Genomic DNA, 15,092 nt, shown 5'->3' with positions numbered 1-15,092 from the left:
CAATATAGGCACCGAACGAGGGGGCACCAGCCGCATTCCCGGCTGAAACCATGGGGCTCCGTCCGAAACAGCACGGCCGTTTCCGACGGAACAGGATGCTACAGCGCCCCTCAGGACGTCGCGGCGGTGCGCAGCGGAGCGGGCGCTGCCTCCGCGGCATCCTGGAACGGCGACGCGGGCGCCAGCGGATCATACCCGAGCAGTTCCACCATCCTCTCGGGCGGAGGACCGGGGGGCATGCGGGCCCAGGGGAAGCGCGCCTGGAGTGCCTCCTCGTCCAGCGACAGCGCCTGCTTCGCCTGGATGCGCCGGGCCTCGTGCCAGCCGCGCGCGTCGAGCCGCCGGGCCAGCCGCCGCGACAGGGGGCTGATCATCGGCGTGGGCGTGAAGAGGGCTGGCTGTCCCTGCGCGTCCCGCATGCAGCCCAGCTCCACGGCCCACGCCAGGAGCCACCGGGGCCAACCGCGGCCCGCGCGGCGAAGGGCGCTGAAGCGCCCCTGCGCGGCGCCGTCCACGAAGCTGAAGCGCCGCTCGTAGACGCACGCGGCGGAGAACGTCGCGGGCATCAGCGCAACGCCCTTCGCTCCGATGCGGCGGGCCATGAGGTGCAGCAGTTCCAGGATGTCGCGCGACAGGGAGAGCCCGGGGTGGAGCTGTCCGGGCAGCGGCGGCCGGTTCCAGTCGAAGGGGCGCCCGGGGTGTTGCAGGAGGAGGCTGTCCACGTAGAGCAGCGGGGCCTCCGCGGCCGAGTGGGTGAAGCCCACCTCCGAGCCCTGGGACCGGCGCAGGGACAGGTCCACGACGGGCGAGTGGTAGCGGCGGCTCTGGAGGGTGAGGCGCGGCTGGAACGGATCCTGGCAGGACAGGCGCAGCTCGACGGGGCCCACGCGCTCCTCCAGCCGCTGGGTGAAGCCGTAGGCTCGGAGGGCGTACTCCAGGCCCTCGCGGCTGTAGGTGCCGAACGCCAGGCTCACGCGGTCGCCGCCGGAGTCCAGGCCCAGGTCGTCGAGGGACAGGGACTCGGTGGCGGACGCGGCCAGTTCCAGGCTGCTCAGGCGCGCATAGGTGCGGCGAGCATGGGGGCTGAGCTCTGGCGTCCGGGGCATGGTGGTGTCCTAGTCGTAGCGGATGTCCACCAGGGTGAGTTCAATCTCACCCCGGGGGCGCCGCACCTCGACGGTGTCGCCCGGGCTTTTGCGCAGCAGTGCGCGGCCCATGGGTGACTCGACGCTGATGCGGCCTCCAGAGGCGTCGATCTCGTCCGACCCGACAATCTGGTACGTGCTGCGGCTTCCGTCCTCGTCCTCCAGGGTGACGGTGGCGCCGAAGTAGACTTTCGAGCGATCGCTCTGTTCCGAGGGGGTCACGATGGTGGCGGTGTCCAGGCGCTTCTGGAGGAAGCGGATGCGCCGGTCGATCTCCCTCAGGCGCTTCTTGCCGTAGATGTATTCGGCGTTTTCTGAACGGTCGCCCTGGGCGGCGGCGGCGGAGACCTCGGCGGTGACCTTGGGGCGGGCCTCGTTGAGGAGCTGGAGCAGCTCGCGGTGCATGCGCTCGGCGCCCGCGCGGGTGAGGTAGCGGCGGAACGGGGCCTGTTCGCCTGCCTCTTCGTCCTCGAGGGTGTCGGGAGGCTCGGAAACGTCCTGGGACATGCCCCGTGTATAGCGCCGCGGGCTGACGGGTGGAGGGAACCGGCGGCGGGATGTTCACCGCGGGTCGGGCTGGAGCGTGTCAGGAAGGGGCGACTGCGATCGCCAGTGGAACTCCCACGGCGCTGCTGGTAGGAAGCGCCTCGCGGAGCCGCTGACGGATCCGCAGCGGTGCCAAAAAAAGAATAGCGAGTCGCTAGCTCAGCTGGTAGAGCACCGGCCTTTTAAGCCGAGGGTCGGGGGTTCGAGCCCCCCGCGACTCAAGCAGTGACGACGTCCCCGTCGTCTAGAGGCCCAGGACGCTGGCCTTTCAAGCCGGTAACACGGGTTCGAATCCCGTCGGGGACACTGAAGGACCGAGGCCGGAAGCCGCTGAGACCCAGCGGTTTCCGGCCTCGGTGTTTTCAGGCTCCTTCGCGTCTCCAGACGGATAGGAAGAAAGCCCCTGCTGTCGCTATGAGAGATGCGCCCTTACGAAGGCCATCGCCTGAGCGATGATTTCGCGGGAGCGCTCGACGTCGTCCAGGACGTCGAAGGTGTGACGGCCTTCCGGGTGGTCGGCGAAGTCAATCTGAACGTCGGCAGCGGCCGCTTCGCGCATGAAGGCGTCAATCGACTGGTTCACCATTGGCGAATCCTGGCCGGCCCTGGCGACGAAGAGGGGCAGCCCCTTGGCCCGTGTCCCTACGAGCGCGGCGGGCGAGTAGGCGGCAGCCTGCTCCAGAAAGACGGGCGGCGCCCCCGGAGGCACGAGGGCCCGGAGGTCGAGGAGCGCATAGAACGCAAGCACGCAGCGCACGGAGGTCGGGCGTTCGCGGAGGACCCACGAGAGCTGCGGACCTCCGCCTGAGAAATACCAGAGCGCGATCCGGGACGGGTCCACGTTCAGCCTGTCCGCGTGGCTCCGGACGTACTCCACCGCCGCGGCGATGTCGCTCTCGGAGCGAGGGTAGTCCTCCGGCGCGTGCAGGCGATGATTGAAGGCCACTCCCACGAACCCGGACGCTGCCGCGAGCGCCGAGTAGGACTGGAAGATGCCCCACTGCTTGGGTGGCACGCCCTCTCGCGGGAGGGGGCCGCCGTGGACGAAGAAGATGGCCGGCACCCGGGCTCCGGATGGGAGGTTGGGCGGCAGCTGCAGGTCCATCAGCAGCTTCTCGTCTCCGTCCACGCGGTAGACTTCGTTGCGCCGCGTTGCCGTGTGGTTCATCCCTTCGACGCGGTAGACGATGGGCTTGCTCAAGTCGATCTCAGCCATTTGGGTCCTCACTCGCGAAACAATTGCGTGAGAGCGCCGGAGGCGTTCGAGAACGGCCGTATACGGCTCGCCGCTCAGCTTCTGGAGCGCACGAGCCCTCTTCTTTTCATTCCGACGGACGGTCATCGCCTGCCTCGACGCGGTGCGAAGCCCCATGCGCTCGCGTTCCGCAGAGGAAGCGATGCGACCTGCTGCACAAAGCCCGAGGAATCCAATCCCCTTCGTCCCAGACCTTCACCAGGCATGGGCTGGTGATGGGACTGCGCGCGAGCAGGCCGCGTTCAGTGCAGGGAACTTGATCTCCCGGTGGGATGTCAAGTCGAGGCGCTGCGACGTTGACGGATAGGAAGAATGGGCAGCCTCGTTCGCGTCCACGTCTGGTGACCCTTCGCTCCGCCATCTCCACGGGCATCTCCGAGGCCCTCGTGACGACGGCCTGCGACCTCCTGACGCATCGAGGGCCCAGGCCGCTGCCGGGGCTACCCCGTGGGCTTCTGGACCGGGACAGGGCTTGGACGCGGGGGCGTGAGAGGGGGAGGCCGTGTCTCGGTATTCGCCAGCCGCTCGAGGGGGCGGAGGAGCGACATGACGCCATGGCCCAACACGGGCAATGCCACGGAGGGCTGGAGAACCGCCTCCAGCCCCGCGTGCAGGTGCAGTATCCGGTAGAACTGGCGATGGACGTGTGCGTCGGTCGACGTGCGCTCCATCAGCCGCAGGATGTACCAGTGCAGCAAGCCCAGCCCGAAGGGCCGCTTCCCGACGGCCTGCGGATACAGCAGGTCCATGCCCGTGCCCAACAGCCACGGGAGCCGGATGACTTCAGGCAGCCGCTCACGGAAGCGCTGCGCCAGGCCCGAGAGCTCGCCGCGTTCGGCGTGCTCGCGAAGGCAGGTGTCCAGCAGCTCGGCGCCAAGCCCCGCCACCGACATGCCTTGCCCGTAGAGGGGGTTGAAGGCACACGCGGCGTCTCCCAGGATGACCAGCCCCTCGGGAAAGCGGGGCAGCTTCTCGTAGTGCCGCCACCGGCAGTCCTTCACCTTGTGCTGAGAGATGGGCCCTATCGGCGTGGCCTCTTTCAGATAGTTGTACAGGTCCGGGCGCGTCAGTGAGCGCGCGTACTCGAGGAACCCCGCGTACTCGGTGGGCGCGTGCTCCCCGAAGTAGCCATTGAGGGTGACGAGCCACCGGCCTCCCTCGACGTGTGAGATGAAACCCGCGCGCCAGGCCTTGGGAGGACTTGGATAGAGGAAGAGCGCCTTCCATTCCTTCTGGAAGTGGGGCGGCGGCTCGTGCAGGCACGTCGTGTAGGAAAGGTCCACGATGACCTGCTCTTCCTCCGGGCGCGCGTAGCCAATGGCTTCCAACCACTGAGGCATCCGCGAGCCCCGGCCACTGGCATCCACGACGAGGTCCGCCTCCCACGACTCCTCGCCCTGGGGTGTCTTGACCCGGACGCCCGTGATGCGCCCCGTGCCCTTCTCGTCGGAGATGAGCCCTTCGATGGAGCAGCCCTCGCGCACCGCGACGTTGGGCCGCGCCTTCACCCGGCGCAGGACGTTCCACTCGAGCAGGGGCCGGGTGCACAGCAGCCCGGGGATGCCGCTGGTGCGGCGCAGCTTCCACACCCCGAAGTGGTGCCAGGCGAGGTCTCCACTCGAGTCGATGAGCTCGGCGCCCTGGACCTGGAGTTGCTCGAACAGGTCCGGGAAGTACTTGTCGAGGATGCGCCGGCCCGTGTCCAACAGCACGTGGATGTGCGGCCCTTGCGGAACACCTTTGCGCGCGGCGGGCCCCTCCCCCCGGATATCCCGCTCCACCAGCGTCACCTTCTCGAAGTGGTCCGCGAGCACCCGCGCGCTCAGGAGCCCCGCCATGCTGCTGCCGATGACCACGGCGCTTCCGAATCTGCGTCCAGGGGTTTCCAAGTCCCAAGCCTCCAAGGCTTCATGTCGTGGCGCTGCGGGTCAGAGGGGTCCGCCTTCCCCAGAGCCGCTCGCCACCGCCGAGGAGATTGCACATCACCGGTCTGACATGCCCTCTCGGACCCGGGGCTCGAGTCGTCGGCTTCATGGAGGGCACCTACACCCAGCCCATGCCGCTGCCGGACGGCTCCTCCATCGCCCCCACCGGCAAGTCTTTCAAGCTGATCATGAACACCGTCGGCCACTGGAAGGACGGTGTCATGACCGAGGAGTACCTCTTCTGGGATAACCCGTCGTACATGCAGCAGCTCGGCCTGGCCCCTTGATGCTTCGGCGAACCGGCAATCACCTGGTGAGCCACGCTCGCGGAGGACTCCCCCTGATTACGAGGCGCGGCGAGACTTGCGTGCCGCGGGGGCCTTCTCCGCGAGCGCGGGTTTGCCGCGCCGGACGAAGTCGGCGAGCGTCTCCGCGTCGATGGCGTCGATCCACGGCGCATCGGGATCGGCTTCATCGCCGTCCTCGTCCTCGAACATCTCATCCGCGAAGCGCTTGAGCAGCTTCGGCGAGAGGAGGTCGCGGACGCGGCGGTCGGTCTCCTCGATGAAGGTGTGCTTCTGGCGGGCGCGGATGTGCTGCTTCGCGTCTCCGGTCACGAGCCGGGCCTTCACGCCGCCGTGTACGTTGACGGCGTGGTACTGCGTGTAGACGAAGGGGGCGCGAACATCGCCGAACACCTCGGTGCAGGCATCGTTGCCGAGGAAGAGGATGGACCGCTCGGCGACGAGGTCGCCGTGCACTTCGAGGAACCCCTCGGTGATGATGTCACCGGCGCGCAGGGAGCCCGTGACGATGACCACGGACTCCGGGTCGAGCGAGTCCTCGTAACGGCCCTTCACCACCAGATCGCCCTCGACGATGAGCAGGCCGATCCACGGGTGCTTGCGGGTCATGAGCGCGTCGAGGACGAGGCGTCCCTTGTAGTAGAGGATGTCTCCTCCGGCGTGCTCGCTGGCGACGCGCTCCTGGATGAATCGCTTCGCGACGCGTGGCGTGCTGGACTTCGCGAACGTGCCGCGCGCGAACTGCTTCAGCAGGGACCGCACGGAGTCGGCGGTGAGCGTTCCCGCATTGAAACTCTTCGCCTTCGGAATCGGGCTCTTCTTCGTGGCCATCCGGCCACCCTAACTCCCGGGCACGAAATGTGTCATTCGAAGTTCCACCTCCCAGCGAGGGAGACGGATGCGCGACACCGTCGTCACCGGGGCCAGGTGCGCACTCACCGTGGGCAATCCCAGGTGCTCCACAATCGCTCTCACCCCTGCGGCCTGCTTCACGTATGCCAAGACCCTTAAGCCTGCCTCCACACCTCACGCAGACGAACATGTCAAAGTCGAACGTCCTGCTGCGCAACCCCGCCCAGTCCACTCGCGGCCTCCTCTCCTTCAGCGCTTCCTTGCTGGCCACTGCCACCCTCGCCTCCTCCTCTCCTGGCTGGATGGGGTTCATGCCCATGTCGAACGCGCGGTTGTGGGCGATATCCAGGTACGTGCCCATGGCGGGGTGGCGGGTGACGGCCTCCAGCAGGGGGCGGTAGTTGTCGAGGGCGGACGTGGAGAGCAGGTTGAGGTAGCTCGCCAGCGCCAGCTTGCGCTCGGACTCGGGCGTGGCCCGCATCTCCGGGATGCCCCGCTGCGACACGACGAAGATCTGGCTCAGCGCGAAGGCCACGCGCTGCTGGAGCTGGTCCTGCTCCGTGACGGCGGTGAATAAGAACTGCGAGCCGAGGTCCCGGCTCCCCGACGTGCCGTCGAGCGTGGAGCGCGGGGCGCGGGGCTCACGCCGTTCGCAAGCCGGGGGCCAAGCTTCGTGCTCCTCCTGAACGCTGGGGAACGGCGCTGGGAGTGGCACCCCAGGGCAACAGGATTCACCGGAAAAATAACGCCCAGGGTGCCTTTCCCTGCCCCCTGGGCCATCCACTCGCCCGGTCGGGACTACGCCTTGCGGAGCCCCACGACCTCGCCGTAGCCGCCGGGGATGAAGAACTCGTGCGTCTGCATGCCCAGGATGCGCAGTGCGGTCGTCACCGCGTCCGCGGACCGGGGCACGCGCTTCGAGGCCTGGCCGTTCTCCTCGATGATGTCCACCGGGACACCGAGCCCGCGCGGGGTGTACGAGCCCACCTGCCGGTTCCCCGCCACGTTTCCGCCCGCGAAGCAGATGGACGTGTAGGGGTGGTGATCGTCCGCCAGGTAGTAGCTGCCGTCGCTGCTCCGCGAGGCCCAGCTCCGGCCGAACTCGCTCATCACCAGCACGAGCGTGTCATCGAGCAGCGTCTTGCCGGGCTTGCCGGGCGCGGGCGCGGCCTTGAGCTCGCCGAGGAAGCGCGCGACGTTGTCCATCATCCCGCGGCCGTGCGCGCAGCTGTAGCCATGGCCCAGGCCGCTGTGTGTGTCGAAGTCCTGCTGCAGCGAGACGTGCACCGAGGTGCAGAGGTCCGCCTTGAGCAGGCGCAGCGCCATGTCCATGCGCGGGTCGAGCCCCGTGAGGTGGAAGTTCGCGAGGCCGAAGGTGTACGTGAATGACTGGTTGGACAGGTAGCTTGACAGGTACGCGGGGCGGTTCGAGGTCATCATCTCGATGCCCTTGGTCTTCTCCAGCACGGACACGACGTCCGTCGCGAGCACGCGCGACACCGACGACAGCGAGCCGTGCAGCCCCTCCAGGTAGTTGTCCACCTTCGCCGTCGAGCGGCGCAGGAGCTGCTGGGCGCGCGTCAGCGAGAAGCGCTCGACGGTCGTCGTCTTCAGGGTGCCCCCGGTGGGCTGCCCACGCGCGTCCAGCTCGGGCGCCTCGGCGCGCGCGTCGAGCCCCGTCCACCACGGGTTGTCCGAGGGCTTCGCCGAGAGCATCGGCTTGAGCGCCTCGATGGACGGCACTCGCAGGGGCGAGGCATGGGAGGGCAGCCCCATGCCCACCGGAGTGCCGCGCTCTCCGGTGACGACGACGAAGGGCAGCGGCCGGCTCTCGCGGTGCTTCTCGTACAGGTGGTTCGCGATGACCGAGTGCACGGCGGGCGCCCGGTAGTCCGCGCCAGCGACACCGCACATCGAGGAGATGAACGCGCTCGAGTGGTCGTTGGTGCCCTGGTCGATGCCGTGCAGCACGCTGAGCTGCTCCGCCAGCGCGAAGTGCGTGTAGCCGTACATGAGCGGGCTGTAGCTGCCGCGCGCGGCCGGGTCGGCGGGGTTCCACGACTGCCACGTCCGCAGCGGCTTGTAGGAGCCGTTCGGCGGCGCGAGGTTCACCAGCTGGCTCGCCTGGAAGAAGACGGGCTCGCCGCTGAAGTTGGAGGGCGTGGGGACGCAGAGCGGAATGTCCGCGTCCTCCATCGGGGTGAAGTAGTACGCGGGCCGGTAGCCGCCCGGGATGTAGAGCACCACGAGGCGCGAGGGGACGTCGACGTCCGCGGCGTGCGCGGTGCTCGAACCGAGGAGCCCCGCGCGCTCGAGGAGCGCGAGCTGTCCCGCGCCAAGGGCCCACTTGAGCAGGGTGCGACGAGAGGTGTTCGGCATGGTGTCCTCGCTCAGTAGGTGATCCACATCGGGTGACGGATGAGCGCCGCGCAGACGCCAATCCAGGCGAGGCGCGTGGTCTGCGCCTCCAGCGGCAGGTAGACCTGCTCGTACAGCGCCTGGGCCTCCGCGTCCGAGGGCGGCTGGCCGAGCATGCGCAGGTAGAGCGAGCGAAGGTTCTTCTGCACCGCGTCCGGGTTGCTCTTGGAGGTGTCGGCGAGCGTCACGTAGCGCAGCACCGCCGGGTTGTTCTTCTTGTCCACCGCGCGCGCGCACCACGCCTGGGACATCTGCACCAGCGTCTGCGCGGCGGACGGACCGAAGGTCACGTCCCGCTTGCGGTACAGGAGCGAATTGCCGCCGCCGAGCGCCTCGAAGCGCTCGACACTGCGCGAGTCGGAGACGTACTCGCCCGAGATGCCGGGGGCCCAGTCCCCGGGCCAGATGAAGAGCTTGCCGCCGTTCGCCACGTACGGCTTGTTGCGCCAGTTGGGGTCTGTGGTGCTGACGAAGTCCTCGAGGGTGAGCCCGAGCTGATCCATCAGGCTGATGATCATCTCCTCGGCGGTGAGCCGGCGGACGCTGAACTCCTCCGCCACGGGGGCCTCCAGTTGCGCGGGCGTGGCCGGCAGGTTCCGAATCCAGTCCTCCACCTGCGCGATGGTCAGCGCGACGCGGCCGCTGCTGACGAGTTCGCTGTACGGCTGCCCGGGCGGCATCTGGGGATAGCTGCCAGGGGCCACGCCGTTCAGCAGCTGGATGAGCATGCTGTTCCCGGGGTCGCCGCGCTTCACGTACTTTTCGTTGTAGACGAGCCCGTTCTCGAAGGCGGTGAGCGAGGCGAAGAAGGGCTTGTTGCCGGTGAGGTGGCAGCCCTGGCACGCGGGCGCGAGCGCGAGACGGATCTCGTCGTTCTTGCTCACGGCCTCGCAGTGCTCGCCGCCCGGGTCCTCCGGCGTGGCGGGGTCACCGGGAGCGTCCCAGATCTTCCCGACGCAGCTCACGGCGAGGAGCGCGACCGCGGCCAGCGCGGCGCCCATCAAGGTCGAACGCAACGTGTTCATCACAGGCCCCTCCGCAGCTCGGGCTGTTCGAAGAGGTATCGGATGAAGGGTCTCAGCTTGCGGTCGCCCGCGACGAACTCCCGCGCGAGCTTGTCGATGAAGCCCTTCTCCGTGGCCGGGTTCAGGTCGCGGCCGACGAACATCGAATACATCTTGCGCGCGACGCAGCGGTCGAACTCGCCGGAGCGCACGACGAGCTTCCCGAAGCCGAGCGGGCCCATGGTGCCGTCGCCGTGCTCGCCGAGCAGCGTGTACGTGTCGGGCATCGTGTCGAGCAGCACCGCCTCGGGGTTGGCCTTCACCTGCTCGGGGGTGACGGGCGTGAGGAGGGTGTTGGGGACGAACGCGTTCTTCCAGCGGTAGCCCGGCGAGGTGCCGATGTACGGGTACTGCCCGGACAGCCACTCCTTGGTGATGCGGTAGCGGCCCACGCCCGGCATGAAGGGCCACGGGACGTAGGAGCTCTGGGCCGTGCCGAAGTCCCAGCGCTTGAAGGAGATGGCCGCGGGGTCGAGCGTCCGGTGGCAGTGCAGGCACGTGCCGCCGGTGCCGGGGTCCAGCTCCAGGGGCGGGAAGTGCACGTCCGCGGGCGGTGGCGAGAAGCTCTGGCAGGCGAACATTTCGAGGAAGCGCGCGGCCCGGACGCGCTCGCGCGGGAAGGACGACAGCGAGCCGATCATGGTGAGCACGCCCGCGGTGGGGAGGCCCTGGGGCGCGTCGGTCGTGGTGCGCGGGTCGAAGCGGTAGGTGCGGTCGATGCTGCCGGAGCGCGCCCGGTTCGGGGTGAGCGCGAGGTGGAAGGGCTCCAGGTCCTCGACGACGAACTCGCGCCACGCCTGCGGATCATTCGGCGTGGGGTGCAGCGGGTCGCGCGGCGCGTTGTCCGCGTCGGGACGCCACCACGTGGTGTTCTTGTCCAGCGCGCTGTTGCCCATCTGCCGGCCGAAGCGCACGTACAGCGCGCGCAGCCAGTTGGTGCCGACCGAGTAGTTCCCGAGGATGAGGTCCGAGAGCGGCCGGTCGTGCCACGCGAGGTGCGCGAAGAGGCGTGCGGGCTCCTCGTAGGGGTGCCGGCGCTGCATGCCGAAGTCGTAGTTGTTGTTGCCCTGGAGGCCGTAGAGCGGGCTGCACCACACCAGGTTCGGGCCGCAGCCGCACGCGGCGGGCAACATGGGGTCGTAGTAGCCGCCGTTCGCGAGGCCGCAGTCGACCGGCTGGCCCTTGCTGTCTGTGACCTGGGTGACGTCGGAGCCGGCCTTGCCGAGCACGGTGACGGCAGTGCCCGGCGCCCACCAGGGCTCCACCTGGTGCACCTCGGGCACTGCGGGGTTGCCGTCGGCGTCCTGGTCCTGGCACTGCTTGGCCGGGTCCTTCGAATCACCGAACTCGTGCACGGCGTAGTACGCACCCGCGTGCGCGGTGTTGGCGTCGCACTTGAAGAGGTGGCCCGACATGTCGCCCTGGTAGGCGTCACCCGCCGCGCCGGTGGTGTATGCGCCCACCGCGAGCCACTCGTGGCCGAAGTTCACCATCCGCTCGTAGAACTTCGGCGAGGCGAGCGTGGCCTCGAGCGTGGAGCGCAGGATGGATTCCCGCGCCTCGGGCGTGGTCGCGGCCGCCATCGCCTCGTACTGCTCGACGGTGGGCGTCGTCCCCGTGAGACCGAGGACGAGACGGCGCAAGATCCGCGTGCCGCTCATCTGATCATTGAGAGGGACGACGGGGGGAGGTGCTTCAGGGCCACATTGTTGTGCGTGCGCGTCGACTCCGGTGAGCCCGGACGCTGCGAAGAGCACAGCCAGCAGGGCGGCGCGCTTCAGGTGCAAGTGCCAGTGCATATGCACGAACGATACACCGGGCGCATGACTCCATGACACAGGACGCGCGATCCGGGCTCAGGACGTATCCAGCAGTGACACGGTGGCCGCATGGACCTGGGCCCAGGAGCGCAGGCGGTGGAAGGGATGGCCCTCGCCAGAGCTGCTGGGGATGGACCTGTCGCAGGACGAGCTCGAATGGGCGGGAACGGCGCTGCGCCGGGCTTTGGTCACCCGAGCGACACCGTCCCGGCTTCGCCAGACCTGCTCCGCCGTCGGCCGTTGAGTAGCGGCCTGAGGCCAGGGATTTTGTCTCGCTTACACGCCGCCGTCAGGTGTCGTCGGAAACGGGCAGGTGCATTCGACCTCGGTCCCGCACACCTGACGTTTCTCTCCGCAGCTCCACTGCATTTTACCGTAGCCCTCGGAACCATGGAGCTCGCCGTCGATCCGCCTGCGCTTCTCAGTTCCTATTTCGACCATGCAGTGGTCTCCGCCCTCGTGCACGGACCCAAAGCAGTCGCCACCTGACTGCCCTTGTCACCGATGGCTACCTTGGTCTGGTTACGACAGTGATGGGCGACCTCGTGAAGCGCTGCTGGAGCGGGGTGCGGATCTGCTCCCGTCAGCACGGCACGAAGTGAGGACTGACTCCGGAACGATTCGACAAGAGACCCAAAGCCGAAGGGGCCAGGACGTGCTACCCCAGGCCCATGGACCGTTCCCGCCGCCCCGCCGCCGCGCATTTCGAGTTTCCGCCTGGCGCCGCGTTCACCTGGCACTCGGAGAGTGACGAGCCCGCCCCCACGCGCCTGTCGCCCGTGGACGACGGACTCAGTGCGGACACCGCGCTCAAGCGCGTCCGCCGGGGCGAGTTCCTGCGCTACACTGGAGACTTCCACAACGCGAAGCAGTTGCTGGGTGCGCTGGGCCGGCGGCTCGAACGGCCGTGGCAGGCCCGCTCACCCCTCGAGGCCTTCCGAGCCGAACGCCGCGCTCGGCAGCAGGAGCATGCGACGCTGTCGCGCATCGTCGTCGCGCTGGACCGCGGCTACCGCCTGGAGCTCTCGCGTGCGCCGGACGTCGCGGAGGCGTGCCGGCAGGTCTGGGGTGAACCGACCGAGGATTTCACCGTCGTGCCGCTCAGGCAGTTGCTCGGGATGCTCGGGGCCGCGGAGTGGCGTCGCAAGGGATTGGAGGTCCCGGGCCTGAAGGGGCTGCTCCACCCGCACTATGGCGTCTACCTCCCCACGCGCACGGACTACGTGGAGCTGCTGGCGGCGGTGCCGGACGTGAAGGGCAAGCGCGTCTTCGACGTGGGCACCGGCACCGGCGTGCTGTCCTTCCTCCTCCTGCAGCGCGGAGCGGCGTCCGCGCAGGCCACCGACTGCGACTCCCGCGCGGTGGCGTGCGCACGGGAGAACGCGGAGCGGCTCGGCCTCTCACAGCGCTTCCAGGTGACGGAGGCAGACCTGTTCCCGGAAGGAAAGGCGGACCTCGTCGTCTGCAACCCGCCGTGGATCCCCGAGCCGCCCAAGAACCGGGTGGACCGCGCGGTGTTCGATGAAGACAGCCAGTTCCTGCGGCGCTTCCTCGAGGGGCTCCCCGCCGCCCTCACGTCCGCAGGAGCGGGATTGCTCATCCTGTCGGACCTCGCGGTGCTGCTGGGCCTGCGTCCATCCGGGTGGCTCGAGGAGCAGTTCGAGCGCTGCGGCCTGACGGTGGCATGGCGGAAGTCCACCCCGGCGCGGCACTCCAAGGCGAAGGACAAAGCAGACCCCTTGCACGCCGCACGCTCCCGAGAGGTCACCACGCTCTACGGCCTCGTCCCCGCCGCGAGATAGTCGGAGGCGACCGATGCCCCTGCGCCTGTCGTTGAGCCCATGAGCGGCCCCGCGAAGGCGATGAGGAGACGGAATGGCGGCGGCCGGGGGGCCATCACCTTCTGCTTCGCCTGTCTGTGGACGGAGTTGAGGCGGTCGAGCAGCGCGTCCTCGGACATGCGGTGGCTGTCAGCGGGTCCCGGGTGCCGCATAGGCTTGGATGACGATGAGCGCACCGAACGAGCCGCCGGCCAGTCCGCCGTTCTGGCTTCCCCTCCTCGCGGGCCTTCCCATCACCCTCTGCATGGTGGTGATGGCGCTCCCCGGCCTGGGCGAGGGGCACGCCGCGGCGTATCGGGCGCTCTGCCTCGTGGCGTATCTCGTATGGTGCCTCCCGCTGACCGCCCTCCAGCGTGCACTCTGGCGCCGTCGCACGCCCGGGTGGGCTTCAGCGCTCGCGCTGCTCGCGCTCACCTACGCCATGTCGCTGGTGAACAACGCGCTCGGCGTGTTGCTGACGTGGGTGGCTGGCTGGGGCCTCTCGCCCACCTTCCGGTGGACGAACCTCTTCGGCGGGCTCGATGGCTGCTGGCTCGCGCTCATCGCCTTCTGCGCCATCCATGCCGTGGTGGCGTACTACGCCGAGCTGAAGCACGAGCAGGGACGGCGTGAGGCGGCCCTCTTCCTGGCGCGGGACGCCGAGCTGCGGGCGCTGCGATATCAGCTCCATCCCCACTTCCTGTTCAACACCCTCAATGCCATCTCGACCCTGGTTGCGGAGGGGCGCGGCCGTGAGGCCTGCCACATGGTTTCGAAGCTCGGTGAGTTCCTCCGGGCGACGCTGGATGGCGCGGACAGCCACGAGGTGGCGCTGGCCGACGAGCTCGCGCTGACGGAGACCTACCTGGAGATCGCGAGGGTGCGCCTGGGAGAGCGGCTCGCGCTCAAGTGGAGCGTCGGACCGGAGGTCCTGGATGCGCTGGTGCCGTACCTCCTGCTTCAGCCCCTGGTCGAGAACGCGATCCGCCACGGCATCGCGCTTCGGAGCCGGCCCGGGAGGTTGGACATCCAGCTCATGCGGCAAGGAGACCGCCTACCTCGACTCGTGCTCGTCTGTCTGTTGGCCGTCCCCTTCCCCGCTCTTGCGGCTCCCCCAGATGTGCCGGCCCACTCACGGCAGATCGAGGCGGTGATTGAAGAGTTCCGCACCGCCATCATCCACAAGGACAAGGAGCGCTTCCTGAAGCTGTTCCTGCATGAGAGCCCCACCCGGCAATCCGTGCAGGGGGACGAGGGCCTCGCGCGCATCCGCCAGAAGGTCCGGATGCCACCAAGGTCCGGGGGGCCTCCAGGGACAATCACCTCGCGTTCATCGACTGGATTGTCTCAGGCAAGGAGCAGCAAGAGGAGAAGTTCTCCCATGTCCGCATCGACACGGATGGCGACATCGCCTCGGTCGCCTTCGACTACAGCTTCCATGTCGACGGACGGATGACCAACTCCGGCAAGGAGGCCTGGCTCCTGGTGAACACGGGAGCAGGCTGGAAGATTGTCTCCGCCATCTGGTCCGTGCACCTCCCGAAGGAGTCCCGGAAGTAGATTGACGGGGACGGCCTATCATCGGCCCCTCCGCCGCGTGAGCGTATAGGCGAGCAGGCCGATGCCAGCCAGCGCCTGCAGGCCGAGGATGATGCGTGTGGGCTCAACGACAGGCAACCATGACACCCGGTCGCCGCGGATGACGAAGACGCCGGACGGGCGCGCGCTCAGTCCAAAGCCCGTCCCCTCGCCATGTCCCGTGCCCTCTCTCGAGGTGCCCTCATGTCCCGAGCCCTCGCCGCCACCGCCGCCTCCACCGCCCCTTACGCGCGCGACGGGAATCACGGTGACATCCCCCTGCTGGATGGGGTGTCCGAAGACGCAGCGCGCGGAGATGCTGTCGCGCGTCCGGTCGATGAGGTCGATGATGTCCATGGCAGAT

The 15,092-nt window shown here is 68.5% G+C and carries 12 protein-coding genes, 2 tRNA genes and 1 pseudogene; 5 read left to right on the top strand and 10 right to left on the bottom strand.

What is annotated here, in order from left to right; genetic code table 11:
- Positions 1 to 110: 110 nt before the first annotated feature.
- The gene (locus KYK13_RS15205) at positions 111 to 1,106 is read right to left on the bottom strand and encodes a deacetylase (protein ID WP_223645155.1); all 996 of its coding nucleotides are present in this window, start codon (positions 1,104 to 1,106) and stop codon (positions 111 to 113) included.
- 9 nt (positions 1,107 to 1,115) lie between these two features.
- Positions 1,116 to 1,652, bottom strand: coding sequence for a transcription elongation factor GreB (gene greB / locus KYK13_RS15200; protein WP_223645154.1), 537 nt, complete (start codon positions 1,650 to 1,652; stop codon positions 1,116 to 1,118).
- Positions 1,653 to 1,839: 187 nt separating this feature from the next.
- Between greB and KYK13_RS15195 the strand changes: the two genes are divergently transcribed.
- Positions 1,840 to 1,912, top strand: a tRNA-Lys gene (locus KYK13_RS15195).
- 12 nt (positions 1,913 to 1,924) lie between these two features.
- A tRNA-Glu gene (locus KYK13_RS15190) sits at positions 1,925 to 1,997 on the top strand.
- A gap of 106 nt (positions 1,998 to 2,103) precedes the next feature.
- Here the strand turns inward: KYK13_RS15190 and KYK13_RS15185 are convergent.
- Both KYK13_RS15185 and KYK13_RS15180 read right to left on the bottom strand, forming a co-directional pair.
- Positions 2,104 to 2,907 carry an alpha/beta hydrolase gene (locus KYK13_RS15185; RefSeq protein WP_223645153.1) on the bottom strand — a complete coding sequence of 268 codons (804 nt, stop codon included), beginning with the start codon at positions 2,905 to 2,907 and terminating at the stop codon, positions 2,104 to 2,106.
- Between the two features lie 479 nt (positions 2,908 to 3,386).
- Entirely contained in the window at positions 3,387 to 4,835 is a 1,449-nt protein-coding gene (locus KYK13_RS15180) for an NAD(P)/FAD-dependent oxidoreductase (RefSeq protein WP_223645152.1), read from the bottom strand.
- 143 nt (positions 4,836 to 4,978) lie between these two features.
- Between KYK13_RS15180 and KYK13_RS15175 the strand changes: the two genes are divergently transcribed.
- On the top strand, positions 4,979 to 5,158 hold the full coding sequence (locus KYK13_RS15175) for an ester cyclase (RefSeq protein WP_223645151.1): 180 nt from the start codon (positions 4,979 to 4,981) through the stop codon (positions 5,156 to 5,158).
- Between the two features lie 57 nt (positions 5,159 to 5,215).
- On the opposite strand, the gene KYK13_RS15170 is transcribed toward KYK13_RS15175, so the two are convergent.
- The 5 genes and pseudogenes from KYK13_RS15170 to KYK13_RS15150 form a co-directional block, all read right to left on the bottom strand.
- A complete protein-coding gene (locus KYK13_RS15170; protein WP_223646981.1) occupies positions 5,216 to 6,007 on the bottom strand; it encodes a polymer-forming cytoskeletal protein in 792 nt (263 codons plus the stop codon).
- Positions 6,008 to 6,365: 358 nt separating this feature from the next.
- Positions 6,366 to 6,743, bottom strand: a pseudogene (locus KYK13_RS15165) (DUF1800 family protein); the annotation flags it as partial.
- 83 nt (positions 6,744 to 6,826) lie between these two features.
- A complete protein-coding gene (locus KYK13_RS15160) occupies positions 6,827 to 8,407 on the bottom strand; it encodes a DUF1501 domain-containing protein (RefSeq protein WP_223645150.1) in 1,581 nt (526 codons plus the stop codon).
- 11 nt (positions 8,408 to 8,418) lie between these two features.
- Entirely contained in the window at positions 8,419 to 9,471 is a 1,053-nt protein-coding gene (locus KYK13_RS15155) for a hypothetical protein (RefSeq protein ID WP_223645149.1), read from the bottom strand.
- Complete coding sequence (locus tag KYK13_RS15150) at positions 9,471 to 11,153, bottom strand: hypothetical protein (protein WP_223645148.1); 1,683 nt, start codon at positions 11,151 to 11,153, stop codon at positions 9,471 to 9,473. Before KYK13_RS15150 ends, KYK13_RS15155 begins: the two co-directional genes overlap by 1 nt.
- 848 nt (positions 11,154 to 12,001) lie before the next feature.
- Between KYK13_RS15150 and KYK13_RS15145 the strand changes: the two genes are divergently transcribed.
- A complete protein-coding gene (locus KYK13_RS15145) occupies positions 12,002 to 13,132 on the top strand; it encodes a 50S ribosomal protein L11 methyltransferase (protein WP_223645147.1) in 1,131 nt (376 codons plus the stop codon).
- 205 nt (positions 13,133 to 13,337) lie between these two features.
- Positions 13,338 to 14,606: a sensor histidine kinase gene (locus tag KYK13_RS15140; protein ID WP_223645146.1), complete on the top strand. Its 1,269-nt coding sequence runs from the start codon at positions 13,338 to 13,340 to the stop codon at positions 14,604 to 14,606.
- 122 nt (positions 14,607 to 14,728) lie between these two features.
- Here the strand turns inward: KYK13_RS15140 and KYK13_RS15135 are convergent, their stop codons facing one another.
- Positions 14,729 to 15,085 (bottom strand): spore germination protein GerW family protein, encoded by a 357-nt coding sequence (locus KYK13_RS15135; RefSeq protein ID WP_223645145.1) that lies wholly within the window; start codon positions 15,083 to 15,085, stop codon positions 14,729 to 14,731.
- Between the last annotated feature and the right edge of the window lie 7 nt (positions 15,086 to 15,092).

It is taken from the genome of Corallococcus sp. EGB, assembly GCF_019968905.1.
Lineage (GTDB): Bacteria > Myxococcota > Myxococcia > Myxococcales > Myxococcaceae > Corallococcus.
The sequence above is the reverse complement of the archived record's forward strand: the minus strand, read 5'-3'. Positions and strand labels throughout refer to the sequence as shown.